At 66.5% G+C, this 11,672-nt stretch carries 16 protein-coding genes and 2 tRNA genes; 8 read left to right on the top strand and 10 right to left on the bottom strand.

The window, feature by feature from the left end:
- Positions 1–18: 18 nt before the first annotated feature.
- Together AC1Q6E_RS15245 and AC1Q6E_RS15240 are read right to left on the bottom strand one after the other, a co-directional pair.
- On the bottom strand, positions 19–735 hold the full coding sequence (locus AC1Q6E_RS15245; protein ID WP_152793437.1) for an ABC transporter ATP-binding protein: 717 nt from the start codon (positions 733–735) through the stop codon (positions 19–21).
- On the bottom strand, positions 732–1,505 hold the full coding sequence (locus AC1Q6E_RS15240; protein WP_492573040.1) for an ABC transporter ATP-binding protein: 774 nt from the start codon (positions 1,503–1,505) through the stop codon (positions 732–734). Before AC1Q6E_RS15240 ends, AC1Q6E_RS15245 begins: the two co-directional genes overlap by 4 nt.
- A 134-nt stretch (positions 1,506–1,639) precedes the next feature.
- On the opposite strand from AC1Q6E_RS15240, the gene AC1Q6E_RS15235 reads away from it, so the two are divergent.
- Both AC1Q6E_RS15235 and AC1Q6E_RS15230 read left to right on the top strand, forming a co-directional pair.
- Positions 1,640–1,716: transfer RNA gene (locus tag AC1Q6E_RS15235), tRNA-Arg, on the top strand.
- A 200-nt stretch (positions 1,717–1,916) separates the two neighbouring features.
- Positions 1,917–2,177, top strand: coding sequence for a hypothetical protein (locus AC1Q6E_RS15230; RefSeq protein ID WP_152793435.1), 261 nt, complete (start codon positions 1,917–1,919; stop codon positions 2,175–2,177).
- A 99-nt stretch (positions 2,178–2,276) separates the two neighbouring features.
- Here AC1Q6E_RS15230 and AC1Q6E_RS15225 read toward each other — a convergent pair whose 3' ends face one another.
- A complete protein-coding gene (locus tag AC1Q6E_RS15225; protein WP_492573039.1) occupies positions 2,277–2,525 on the bottom strand; it encodes a hypothetical protein in 249 nt (82 codons plus the stop codon).
- 614 nt (positions 2,526–3,139) lie between these two features.
- Between AC1Q6E_RS15225 and AC1Q6E_RS15220 the strand changes: the two genes are divergently transcribed.
- Positions 3,140–3,343: a cold-shock protein gene (locus AC1Q6E_RS15220; RefSeq protein ID WP_152793433.1), complete on the top strand. Its 204-nt coding sequence runs from the start codon at positions 3,140–3,142 to the stop codon at positions 3,341–3,343.
- 171 nt (positions 3,344–3,514) lie between these two features.
- Here the strand turns inward: AC1Q6E_RS15220 and AC1Q6E_RS15215 are convergent.
- The 4 genes from AC1Q6E_RS15215 to AC1Q6E_RS15200 all read right to left on the bottom strand — a co-directional run bounded on the left by AC1Q6E_RS15215 (position 3,515) and on the right by AC1Q6E_RS15200 (position 4,830).
- Positions 3,515–3,590: transfer RNA gene (locus AC1Q6E_RS15215), tRNA-His, on the bottom strand.
- A gap of 90 nt (positions 3,591–3,680) precedes the next feature.
- Positions 3,681–3,968, bottom strand: coding sequence for a hypothetical protein (locus AC1Q6E_RS15210; RefSeq protein WP_152793383.1), 288 nt, complete (start codon positions 3,966–3,968; stop codon positions 3,681–3,683).
- Positions 3,969–4,122: 154 nt separating this feature from the next.
- The gene (locus tag AC1Q6E_RS15205; RefSeq protein WP_492573038.1) at positions 4,123–4,377 is read right to left on the bottom strand and encodes a KGG domain-containing protein; all 255 of its coding nucleotides are present in this window, start codon (positions 4,375–4,377) and stop codon (positions 4,123–4,125) included.
- Positions 4,378–4,593: 216 nt separating this feature from the next.
- Positions 4,594–4,830: a hypothetical protein gene (locus AC1Q6E_RS15200; RefSeq protein WP_152793381.1), complete on the bottom strand. Its 237-nt coding sequence runs from the start codon at positions 4,828–4,830 to the stop codon at positions 4,594–4,596.
- Between the two features lie 197 nt (positions 4,831–5,027).
- Between AC1Q6E_RS15200 and AC1Q6E_RS15195 the strand changes: the two genes are divergently transcribed.
- Positions 5,028–5,342, top strand: coding sequence for a hypothetical protein (locus AC1Q6E_RS15195; RefSeq protein WP_152793380.1), 315 nt, complete (start codon positions 5,028–5,030; stop codon positions 5,340–5,342).
- Between the two features lie 147 nt (positions 5,343–5,489).
- Here AC1Q6E_RS15195 and AC1Q6E_RS15190 read toward each other — a convergent pair whose 3' ends face one another.
- Together AC1Q6E_RS15190 and AC1Q6E_RS15185 are read right to left on the bottom strand one after the other, a co-directional pair.
- Complete coding sequence (locus tag AC1Q6E_RS15190) at positions 5,490–5,957, bottom strand: hypothetical protein (RefSeq protein ID WP_492573037.1); 468 nt, start codon at positions 5,955–5,957, stop codon at positions 5,490–5,492.
- A gap of 64 nt (positions 5,958–6,021) precedes the next feature.
- Positions 6,022–6,462, bottom strand: a complete 441-nt coding sequence (locus tag AC1Q6E_RS15185; RefSeq protein WP_152793378.1) for a hypothetical protein — start codon at positions 6,460–6,462, stop codon at positions 6,022–6,024.
- Positions 6,463–6,539: 77 nt separating this feature from the next.
- Between AC1Q6E_RS15185 and AC1Q6E_RS15180 the strand changes: the two genes are divergently transcribed.
- The 4 genes from AC1Q6E_RS15180 (at position 6,540) to AC1Q6E_RS15165 (ending at position 9,988) form a co-directional block, all read left to right on the top strand.
- Positions 6,540–7,532, top strand: coding sequence for a GGDEF domain-containing protein (locus AC1Q6E_RS15180; RefSeq protein WP_492573036.1), 993 nt, complete (start codon positions 6,540–6,542; stop codon positions 7,530–7,532).
- Positions 7,533–7,574: 42 nt separating this feature from the next.
- Complete coding sequence (locus AC1Q6E_RS15175; protein ID WP_152793376.1) at positions 7,575–8,450, top strand: dienelactone hydrolase family protein; 876 nt, start codon at positions 7,575–7,577, stop codon at positions 8,448–8,450.
- Between the two features lie 74 nt (positions 8,451–8,524).
- Positions 8,525–9,073 (top strand): PIN domain-containing protein, encoded by a 549-nt coding sequence (locus AC1Q6E_RS15170; protein ID WP_152794650.1) that lies wholly within the window; start codon positions 8,525–8,527, stop codon positions 9,071–9,073.
- Between the two features lie 57 nt (positions 9,074–9,130).
- Positions 9,131–9,988, top strand: coding sequence for a ZIP family metal transporter (locus AC1Q6E_RS15165; protein WP_492573035.1), 858 nt, complete (start codon positions 9,131–9,133; stop codon positions 9,986–9,988).
- Positions 9,989–9,992: 4 nt separating this feature from the next.
- On the opposite strand, the gene AC1Q6E_RS15160 is transcribed toward AC1Q6E_RS15165, so the two are convergent.
- Positions 9,993–11,672, bottom strand: a complete 1,680-nt coding sequence (locus AC1Q6E_RS15160) for a Na/Pi cotransporter family protein (RefSeq protein ID WP_152793375.1) — start codon at positions 11,670–11,672, stop codon at positions 9,993–9,995.

Raw genomic sequence — 11,672 nt, 5'->3', positions numbered from 1 at the left:
TCTCCTAAGAGGTACTCCTCATACGCCAAGCAGCTCGTGCAGGGTGTCCTGCTTGGCGGCCAGATCCGACGATGCGAAGGCTTCGATCACGCGGCCGTGCTCCATCACATAGAAGCGGTCGGCCAGCGGCGCGGCGAAGCGGAAGTTCTGTTCCACCATGACGATGGTGTAGTTCCGGGCTTTCAGGGCGAGGATCATGCGCGCGAGGGCCTGTACGATGACCGGCGCCAGCCCCTCGGAGATCTCGTCCAGCAGCAGGAGGTCGGCGCCCGTGCGCAGTATCCGCGCCACCGCCAGCATTTGCTGCTCGCCACCGGACAGCCGGGTGCCGGGGGAATGCCGGCGCTCGCGCAGGTTGGGGAACATCTCGTAGATTTCCTCGACCGACATGGCCCGCTCGCCGGTGCCGCGCAGGGGCGGGGGCAGCATCAGGTTTTCTTCGCAGGACAACGAGGCGAAGATGCCGCGTTCCTCGGGGCAATAGCCCACCCCCAGGTGGGCGATGCGGTGGGTGGGCATGGAGATGGATTCCACGCCGCCTATGCGCACGGATCCCCGGCGCGCGCCGGTCAGCCCCAGGATGGCGCGCAGCGTGGTCGTGCGGCCCGCGCCGTTGCGGCCCAGCAGCGTGACGACCTCGCCGCGTGCTACGTCCAGGTCCACGCCGTGCAGGATATGCGATTCACCGTACCAGGCATGCAGGTTCCGGATTTCCAGGGCCGGAGCATGGCTCATGCATGGGCTCCCTGGAGTTCGCCTTCCACCGTGCCCATGTAGGCCTGCATCACCTCCGGGTTGCGCGACACGGCTTCGTAGGGGCCTTCGGCCAGTACCATCCCGCGCGCAAGGACCGTGATGGTGCTGGCGATGGAAGACACGACCTTCATGTTGTGCTCCACCATCAGGATGGTCCGGCCGGCGCTGACTTTCCTGATCAATTGCGTGACGCGGTCCACGTCCTCGTGGCCCATGCCTTGCGTGGGTTCGTCCAGCAGCATCAGCTCCGGCTCCATGGCGAGGGTCGTGGCGATTTCCAGGGAGCGCTTGCGTCCGTAGGGCAGTTCCACGGCCGGCGTGCCGGCGAACTCGGCCAGTCCCACTTCGTCCAGCAGTTCCATGGCACGCGGATTCAGGCGGTCCAGCAGCGAGACGCTGCGCCAGAACCGGAAGGTGCCGCCTTCGCGCCGCTGCAACCCGATGCGGACGTTTTCCAGCGCGGTCAGGTGCGGGAAGATGGCGGAGATCTGGAACGACCGGATGATGCCGCGCCGGGCGACCTGGGCCGGTGCCTCGCCGGTGATGTCGGTGCCGTTGAAAAAAATACGCCCGGAGGTGGGCGTCAGGAATTTCGTGAGCAGGTTGAAGCAGGTGGTCTTGCCGGCGCCGTTGGGACCGATGAGGGCATGGATGCTGCCGCGCGCGACGCGCAGGTTCACATCCTTGACTGCGTCGAATCCCTTGAAGGCCTTGCCGAGGTCCCGGGTTTCGAGGATGAGGTCACTCATGGTTTCCCGTATCAGGCTATGCCGCATGCGCCTGGTGCATTGTGTCGCAAATCCTTCTCTTGGGGGCCTAGGTGTTTGCCCGGAACAAATGGACGGGCGGCCGACAGCAAGGTGGTAAACTTCCGCGCTTCGGGGCGGCGGTAGCTCAATTGGATAGAGCACAGGCCTTCTAAGCCTGGGGTTACGGGTTCGATTCCTGTCCGCCGCGCCAGCCCTTCGTTTCCGTCGTCTGCAGCGGCGCGTCTTGTTTCTCTCCCCCGTTTTCTCTTCCTGTCGTTTCGACCCTCGAACCAGCGAGTAATAGCCCCAAGAGCCATCCGGGATGGAGACGGGTACGCTAGGTCCGCCCGGTGGTTGAACTTTCTCTACCGTGGCGTTGCCTCATGGGCGTATCGTCTGCAGGAGACTTCTATGTCAGAAGGCGCAGGAGAGCATTACAAGGGTTATTACATCCACACCGTGGCCCGTCCGGTCAACCATCCCAAGGGGGGCATGACATCCCTGTTCGAGGGAACCGCCACGGTATCGCTGGATCCGGGCTCGCAGTACCGGCCCATTCCCTCGGACCAGCACCTGGGCGAGGATCAGGTGTTCGGCACCGAGTTCGAAGCCCACCGCTATGCCGAGAAAGCCGCCCGGCGCTACATCGACAAGCTCGACAAAGGAAAGTAGCGCTCCGGCCGGACGCGTCACGCCCCATTTCTCTTGAAACGGCTGGCCAGGACTGGTGCCCTGGCCAGCCCGGACGCGTTGCCTGGACGTCTGCCCGGGCTACTGGCCGGACTTCTGTTGCTGGCCGGGCTTCTGCTGCTCGCCGGTCTGCGGCCGCTGCTGTTGTTGCTGTTGTTGTTGCTGCTGCTGGCCTTGTCCGCGCTGGCCTGGCTGCATGTCGGGACGCGGCGAGGTCGTTCCTTTCTGTCCAGGTTGATTGCCCGCTTGCTGCGGGCTCTGCTGCGGGTTCTGGGGGTGCTGGCCGGCCTGGGCGGGATGGCCGGAGGAAGGTTGCTTCGGTTGATTCATGAGCCTGCTCCTTGATTATGAATGCGGGGTAAGGGCTGAAAAGCCCGCCGGCGATGAGTGCGACACGCCGCTTTCATTTATCCGCAATTCCTGTTCCGCGCCCATCGAATCTCGACGGCATTATTGGAGAGGCCCGTGCATGTAATTATTGGATGGCGGGCTTGTAAATTCTTCTCGGCCGCAAATGCATGGGGACATTTTTCCCGTAGGTATTTTCCTTATGCGGGAAAACGATAGGATTGTGGGATTGATTTCATGAATTCTACGCGTTAACCCTGTCAAAATTGGTTGTGTTTGTCCACTTTGTTGCCGATGCGCCGCGCTATTTCTAGGAGTCCGGCGCGAAGGGGGGCATATCCCGCCATTTATGCCGGGGATATACGGGTAAAGAAAAATTCATATAGACGCCCGTTCTCCGCAATATGGTTGTATCCGAAGGAAACGAAAACGAGTTGACTCGCAGGGCGATGCGCCGCATAGTCATTTTCGAGGTGTCAGGCTAGGGTTCTACTCGGTTGGGTCGGCAAGTCGGCTTTCCATTTGGGCACGTCCCGTTCTTGATTCCGGTTAAGTGATTATCGCGGTACGCACATATTCAAAGAAGGAAATGCATCATGGCCACAGGCATCGTTAAATGGTTCAACGACGACAAGGGGTACGGATTCATCATGCCGGATGATGGGGGGAAGGATTTGTTCGCGCACTTCTCGGAAATCCAGGCTGACGGCCGCAAGACGCTGTACGAAAACCAGAAGGTGAGCTTCGAGGCCGTGCAGGGTCCGAAGGGCCCGCAGGCGTCCAAGATCCGCATCCTGTAGCCGATCCTCGTCCCCGCCTGGCAAAACGCCCCTGCACTGCAGGGGCGTTTTGTTTTTGGCCGTTTGCTAGTGGTTCGCCAGCGATGCGGACAGGCAATAAAAAATCCCCTGAAGCCGGCTTGGCCTGGGGATCGGTGCGGCGTCTTGGGCGGCGCCATGCCTGATGCGGGGTGGGGTGGCTGATGGGACTCGAACCCACGACAACCGGAATCACAATCCGGGACTCTACCAACTGAGCTACAGCCACCACTCGAAACGCCTCGCTTCACCAATGGCTTGGTGAAGCGAGACCGCTATTCTAGCGAATTTCTGGCGATTACGCGAATCGATCCCGCTGCTAGCGTTCCAGCCTGACCTCGAAGTAGGCCGAGTCGGTTTCGCCCAGCGCCGCGAAGCCTTCCTGGGCCGCCTTGGTGGCGGCGCGCTGCCAGCGCAGCGCCAGGGATCTGTCCTCGTCCGAAATCTCGTCCAGGGATTCTTCCGCCCAGTTCCAGGCTTTATAGGCGGCGGCGAGTCCTTCGCTGCCGCCCAGCGCTTTTTCGAGCGTGCGCGCATAGCGGCGTTCGGCCTGGAGCCGGAGTTCCTCGGGCAGGTGGGGGTAGTCTTGCAGCGTGACGGTATACATGGTTGTGGGCACACGTTACTGTATGTATGTACAGTATCCGACGAACATCATGACAAAATCAAGAGGTTCGTTCGTGCGCGCGTGCGTGGGACGAGCCGTTTCGCCCGGCGGTGTCCGGCAAAGCGCCCCGGCCGCACGTGGCCGGGGCGAAGGATCACGAGCTTCCGGGGCTCGCCCGTACCGGTCCCTCGTGGGAAATGTCCTGTGCCTGGACCTGCGCCGACGCCGCGCGGCGCCGCCGGTGGGCGTGGCTCAAGGCTCCCGCGGCCCGGGCTTCCGCGGAATCGAACTCGTGCGCGTTGCCGGACTGGTGGGCGGCGCGGCCCCCCTCGGCGGAAATGGCGCGCTGTTTCTGTGGATCCATGGCGGCAAAGCCCCGGGGGCGTTTCTGGCTCGTAAGCATAGGCATGAGGTCCTCCAAGATCAGGAATGGTTCGGCTGACGAGCCAGCCGGGTCGCAAGCGCCGTGCCAGCCCGGTCGGGCTGTGGCGGGGTGCCCGCGGCCGGGCCGGGGCCATTCCGGGCCCGGAGGGCGCGGGCAGGATTTACACGCGGTCCTGGAGATTCATGCATGCCGCCGGACGGACAGCGCCTGTGCCGGCGCGCGCCCGCGGCGGTGTCGGCTTCAGTGCTGCCCGGTCGTGTCGGACCCGGCTTCTTCGGTCTGGCACAGGGTGGCGATGACGTTCTGCCAGCCTTTCTTGAACGAGGGGTGGGCCTCGTTCAGGGTGGGTTCCACCTGCTGCGCGATGGCCTGCATCACCTGGCGCAGCTGTTCTGCGTTCGGGTGGGCCGAAATCAGCATGCTCACGACGTTCTGCAAGGCGGTGAGTTGTCCCTTCAGGAATTCGGGGTCGGTCACGTTGGCTCCTTCAACGGCTTGTTCTGGGGAATTTGCACGGCTCGGATCGAGTCCAACCGGCATGTTAACGGTTCCCCGTCCGGGGTGTTTCAACAAGGGTTTACGCCAACCTCGGGATAGGTAGATATCCCAGTATGGTGGCGCTGACATCAAGGCCCGGTTGGTCTACGATGGGCGCACGCTGGAGGGCCGTATTCATGGCAACAATGGTGATTGATCGTAAGAAGCTGGTGTGTTTTGTCGTAGCGGCCACTGACCCGGCCGGCGAACCGCGTTGGTGCGCGCTCAACGAAGATCGCGAGTGGCTGACCAACCTGGGCGCCGAACCCGCGGCCGCGGCCGAGAAGGCCGGCGTCTATTGCTGTAACCCCAGCCCCGATGTGCGGCGTGCCGCCGCCGAAGCCCTGGGGGTCGACCCAGGCGCGGAACTCGTCGTCCACCGATTATTCCAATCGTCGGACAGCGATGAGTGCGCCGAGGTCATCGCCCGCAAGGTCGCGCGACTGCACTAGCCGCATAGGCATGCCGGCTGGCCGCCTGGGTACGGGCGGCGGCCGTCCGGCCCGCGCCTCGATGCGTGCCGATTGGCCGTGCGTCTGGCCGGCCTTCGCGCACGGGGTGGATCCGTGCGTGGTGCCGATATTGCGCCGGCCGGCATTTCAGCTCGAGCGGCTTGGCGCTCCGGTCAGCACGCACTCGGCCACCGTGGGGGTGTCCCCCTCCAGCATGGCGCGCCCGCATTCCAGGTAGACCTTGAAGCCGCGCGGCAGCGTGTCCAGTGCCGCCTGTTCCGGGCATCTGCGCGCGCCGTCGCAGGCCGGGTCGGACTTGAGCCAGACCCGGACCGGATGCGCCGGATCCGCCGCTTTCAGATCGAGCCGCAGTTCACCGGTGTCCAGGGCATGGATCTTCTGCAGCCGTCCCGTGACGATGAAGGGCGCTTTCCGGTACTTTTCGAGCGCGCGTGGATCCCGGGCGGTGAAGTCGGCGTAGACCAGCTCCGCGTCGTAGCGGGGCGGTCCGTCGGCCGCCGCCGGCGTGGCGGGAGGAGGGGGATCCGGAGGGGACTTGGTGCAGGCGAGCAGGGAGACCAGCGCAAGGACGAGGAGCGGCAAGCGGCGATACATGAAGTGTCCTGAGGACGGGAAACGGGGCGTTTCCCGGAAGGCGCGCGTCCGCGTCGGAGGCGGCCTAGGGGGTAGTGTAAACGGTGGCGCGCGCCGGCGGCTTGCCGGAGGGGCTGGCCAATGGCGCGCCAGCGGACGTGCCGTTGGCGCGGGCGCGGCCGGCGGGCAGCATGGGCGCGACCTCGGGCCGGACTTCCGTCAGGCTGTTCTGCAGCATGTAGTCGTTCATTTCCTTCCAGCCGGTGAAGATGGCGGCCTTGGACATGTGCGGATTGAACGTATAGCAGTCTTCCAGCGCGCGGCCGGCCTGGCGGCAGGCGCTGCCTATGGCCCGCCCTTCGGAGTCCTTCCTGGCTTCGATCTGCGAGATGGGCTGCAGCCCCAGGTAGTCGCAGCCGGCCGCCGCCAGCAGCACGCACGCGGCCAGCAGCCGGCCCCCTGCGCGCAGCGCGAGGCGGACGGACGGGATGGCGGAAGGGCGGGGGAGGAAGGTTCGCGGACTCATGCACCGTTTATCGGATGCCGGACCGCCGAACTGTAGGGCGAACTCAATTTGCCCGCCGCGATGCCGATAAACGGGACATGACCGGCCATCTACCCTCCCATCTCCCCCCGGACGGCACGCCAGGCGACCTGACCGCCGAGGACCTGGATGCCCTGGCCCGCTCGCCCCTGTTCGCCGGCTGCACGGCCGGGCAACGCGACCTGGTCCGGGGGTTCGCCTTCGCCACCCACCTGGCGCACGGCGCGATCCTGCTGCAGCCGGGCGAGCCCAATCACCACGTCTACGTGCTGGTCGAAGGCCAGTTGGCAGCCTTCCTCGATGCCGAGCAGCAAAAGCGCGTGGCGCGTTTCGTGCCCGGCGACGGGCTGGGCGAGCACGCGCTGGTCGGGCCCGAGGGCGGGACCGTCTACGTGGCCGCGCAATGGCCCGCCCGGCTGGTCGCGCTGGAGGCCAGGCGGCTGCGTACCGTGATGGAAGCCGTGCCGCGCATCGCACTGAACGCGCTGGACATGCTGACCGCCCGGTTGAGGGCCGCCAACCTGCGCCACGACCCGCGGGAGACTACCGCCGGTATCGGTTTCATGGCCAGTCACGATGCCGTCACGGGGCTCTACAACCGCCGGTGGATGGCCACGGCCTATCCCGCCGAGCTGGCGCGCGCCGCGCACGACGGCGAACCCCTGTGCCTGGCGCTGATCGACGTCGACCGTTTCGATCGCCTGAATCAGGCGTTGGGCCGTGTTGCCGGCGATGCTATCCTGCGCCAGTTGGCCGATCTGACAAGGAATCTGCTGCCTTCGCTCGACATGCTGGCGCGGGCGGCCGGCGACCGCTTCGCCGTGCTCGTGCCGGCGTCGCTGTCCGAGACGCTCGCCATGTGCGAGCGCCTGCGCGCGAATGTCGGCGGGCGCCAGTTCGCGCTGCGGGGCAGCCTGGGCACGCAGATCACCTTGTCTATCGGCGTAGCCCCGGCGCAGGGGGATTTCGAGGCGACGCTCGCCAGGGCACAGGCGGCGCTGGCGCGCGCCAAGGAACGAGGCTGCAACACGGTCGAACCTCCGCCGGGCTGAATGGTTTTCTTCCGCAACCTCCGTGCCCCCAAGGAGCGCACCATGGATAGCCCGGGTACCGAATTCGACAGCCTCTTGCCGGCCCTGAGCCTGGACCGGCGCGGTTTCCTCACCACCACGCTGGCCGGCGGCTTCACGCTCGCCGCGGGGCCGGTCATGGCCCAGACGGTGGTCCGCACCGACACGGCCGGCCTGGTCGCGGGCGAGGTCAGGATACCCGTGCGCGACGGCGAGATTCCTGCCTACCGGGCGGTGCCGGCCGGCCGGAAGGATGCGCCGGTGGTGCTCGTGGTGCAGGAAATCTTCGGCGTGCATGAATACATCCGCGACGTCTGCCGCCGCTGGGCCAAGGCCGGCTATCTGGCGGTCGCGCCAGAGTTGTACGCGCGCCAGGGTGATCCGTCCAAGTACACCGAGATCGCCCGGCTGTCCGCGGAAGTCGTCGCCAAGGTACCCGACGACCAGGTCCTGGCCGATCTCGACGCCACCGCGCGCTGGGCCGCCGCGAACGGCGGCAGCCGCTCCCGGCTGGGGGTCACCGGCTTTTGCTGGGGGGGCCGCATCGTCTGGCTGTACGCGGCCCACAACCCCGCGGTGAAGGCTGGCGTGGCCTGGTACGGGAAGCTGGTCGGCAATCCCACGGCCCTGCAGCCGCTCAATCCCGTTGATGTCGCCGCGCAGGTGAAGGCCCCGGTGCTCGGTCTTTATGGCGGGCAGGATGGCGGCATTCCGCTGACGTCCATCAATGCCATGAAGGATGCCCTGGCCAAGGGCGGCCCGGCCGCCCGCGATTCGAGCTTCGTGCTGTTCCGCGATGCGCCTCACGGCTTCCACGCCGACTATCGGCCGAGCTATCGCGAGGCCGATGCGAAGGAAGGCTGGCGGCTGGCCCGGGATTGGTTCGCGCGGCACCTGTGAGCGCGCTACCCCCGGCATCCCGGCCGCAGGCGGGCCATCCGCCGCTGTGGCTGGTCCTGGACGCCTGTGTGTTGATGTCCAGCATCCTGCGGCCGCTGTTCCTCGATCTTGCCCAGTCCGGATGGTTCCGGCCGGTCTGGAGCGAGCGTATCGGACTTGAGTGGCGACGGAACGCGGCCCGTATCTGGGAGGTCGCGCCGGAGGTGCTGGACGAGGAATGGGCGGCCATGGGCCTTCGCTTTCCCGAGGCGAATGCCGGCGATGTCTCGGCCTACGAGGTCGGCCTGCACTATAGCGATCCCAAGGACCGCCACGTGGTCGCCGCGGGGCTGGCCAGCCGTGCCCGGAACGCATCGGCCGTGCGTCCGGAGGTATGTGTGCTGACCTGGAATCTGAAGGACTTCAACCGCTCGGAGCTGCGCCGCCTGGACGTGTCCGTCAGGGATCCGGACCGGCAGCTGGCGGCGTGGGCCGACGCGGACCGGCCAGGCCTCCTGGCCGCGCTACGGCGTCTGCCGGACTATGCCCGGGTCCTGGGGCGCGACGAATCATCGGCCGCCATCCTCAAGCGCGAACGCCTGTTCCGCACGGCACGCTTGCTGGCCGGCGACCTCGATTCGTAAAAAACCACGGAAGTTACGTATACTTCTGTTTCTGCAACTGAGTTTCACGAGCATCCCGTGACCTTACCCTACATCCTGCTCGCCACGCTGGCGAGCGGAGTCCTGTCGGTGGCCGTCGCCGGCTGGCTGGCCTTCCGGTATTTCGCCCGCTTCCTTCACCAGATGATCAGCTTTTCGGTCGGCGTGATGCTGTCGGTGGCGCTGCTTCACACGTTGCCCGAGGCGTTCGACTCCGAGGCCGACACGCGTGTGCTGTTCGCGCTGTTGCTGGCGGGCCTGCTGGGGTTCTTCATGCTGGAGAAGCTGGCGGTCCTGCGCCACAACCACCACCACGAGCACGACGGGCACGGGCATCCGCCCGGCCATGATGCCCACGAGGCGGGGCGGGGCGGGATGGCCGTGCTGGTGGGGGACGGGTTGCACAATTTCTGCGACGGCATCGTCATCGCCGCTGCCTTCCTGGCCGATCCCATGCTGGGGCTGCTGACCACGCTGACCATCGCCGCGCACGAGATTCCTCAGGAGCTGGGCGATTTCATCGTGTTGGTCAACGCCGGCTTCACCCGCAGGAAGGCGCTGTTGTTCAACGTGCTGTCGAGCATGATGGCCATCGTCGGCGGCCTGGTGGGCTACTACCTGCTGGCCGGTTCCCGGCAATGGGTGCCTTATGTGTTGACCCTGGCGGCCAGCAGCTTCATCTACATCGCGGTGGCGGACCTGATGCCGCAGATGCAGCGCCGCACCACGGTGCGCGAGAGCCTGCCGCAGTTCGTGCTGATCGTCGCGGGGGTGCTGGCGATCTTTGCCGTCAACTCCGTGTTTCACCGCCATGCCCATGGGCTGGCCGCCCGGCAGGCCGCCCCGGCGGTCACCGCGGCCGACCCCGGCGCCGCGCCGCCGCCGTCTGCGCCCTGAGTCCTTATTCCCGCGTGCCCGCGGCTTCCGGGGCGCCGCCTAAGGCCGGATCGGAAGCGGGGGCGTCGAGCACGCCCGGCGAAGCATAGGCGGCCGAGGCCACCAGGTGGCTGTTGATGCGGCGCAGATCGCGCAGTACGTCCAGGTGCAGGGCGCTGGTTTCCGTCGTGTCGATCCGGCCGCTGCGCAGGCGTTCGAAATGGGTTTGCGTGGCCTGGCCCTCCATGGTCCGGAAGGTTTCCTTTTCGGCCGCGAGCAGCCGTGCCGCGCGCGCATCGGCCGTCACGAACAGCGAGGCGGCTAGGCGCAGGTTGGCCTCCAGCCGGCCATGCATGTCATCGAGTTCGCGCCGCCCTTCGGGCGAGAAGGCGAGACCACGCTTGGTCAGCTTGCTGATGTCGTTCAGCAGGTTCTTGTCGACGACGTCGCCGGCGTGTTCCAGGTTGGTGATGAAGGTCAGGATCTCGCTGGAACGGCGCCTGTCCTCCTGGGTCAGTTCGTCGGCGTCCAGGCCTGCGACGTAGGTCTTGATCGCACCGTTCAGGCGATCGAGCACGTCGTCCAGGCGGCGTGCCTCGGCGATGCGCTTGCGGTCGCCGCTGGCGAGCGCCTGGCGCGAGTGATGCAGCATGGCTTGCAGGGTGTCCGCCATGCGCAGCGATTCGCGCGCCGCGTTGCCGAGCGCGACCACGGGCAGGTCGCGCGCGGCGCTGTCCAGGTACAGGGGCTGTCCCGGATCGGCGGCGGGGTTGGCCGGCAGCCAGCGGCGCAGCAGCGCGGCGTAGGGGGTCAGCAGCGGCAGGAAGAGCACCGCCAGCACCAGGTTGAAGGCCGTGTGGAAGTTGGCCACTGCGCGGGCGTTGTCTCCCGCCAACTGGGTCATCCAGGGATGGATGTGGTGCAGCAAGGCCAGTCCGATCAGGACGCCCACCACGCGGTTGAGCAGGTTGCCAACGGGCAGCCGGCGGGCCTGGGGGTCGTCCTTGGCGGAGCCTTCCAGCAGCGGGTTGATCGCCGTCCCCAGGTTCGCGCCCAGGACCAGCGCGAAGGCGACGCTGACGGGCAGCAGCCCCTGGGCGGAGAACGACATGACCAGGACGATGATCGCCACGCTGGAGTGCGCGGCCCAGGCCAGTACCGCGGCCAGCAGGATCGCCAGTCCGGGCTGGCCGGACAGCGCCTCCAGCGCCGAACGCAAGGCAGGCAGGTCGCGGTAGGGTTCGAGTTGCGCGAGCAGCAGGTGCAGGGATAGCAGCAGGAGGCCCAGGCCGATGAAGACCCGCCCCAGATCGCGCACGTGCGTGGCATTGCCGCGGCGGAACATGACCACGCCGACCAGCACCAGGATGGGCGCGATGCGGGCGATGTCGAACGACAGCACCTGGACGATGAGCGTGGTGCCGACGTTGGCGCCCAGCATGGCGGCCAGCGCGGGCACCAGGCCCACCAGGCCGTTGGCGGCGAAGCCCGCCACGATCAGGCCGGTGGCCGTGCTGCTTTGCAGGATGGCCGTCACGCCCAGGCCGGCGAAGAAGGCGTACACGCGGTTGCCCAGCGCCACGCCCAGCACGGTGCGCAGGCGCGGACCGAAGGCACGCTGGATGCCGGTCTGCACCATGTGCACGCCCCACAGCAACAGGGCCACGAAGCCGGCGACATCCAAGAGCGTGAGATAGGCGTTCAT

The organism is Pigmentiphaga sp. MLSB6-MA01 (assembly GCF_058793475.1).
This window is presented reverse-complemented; position numbering and strand designations above follow the sequence as displayed.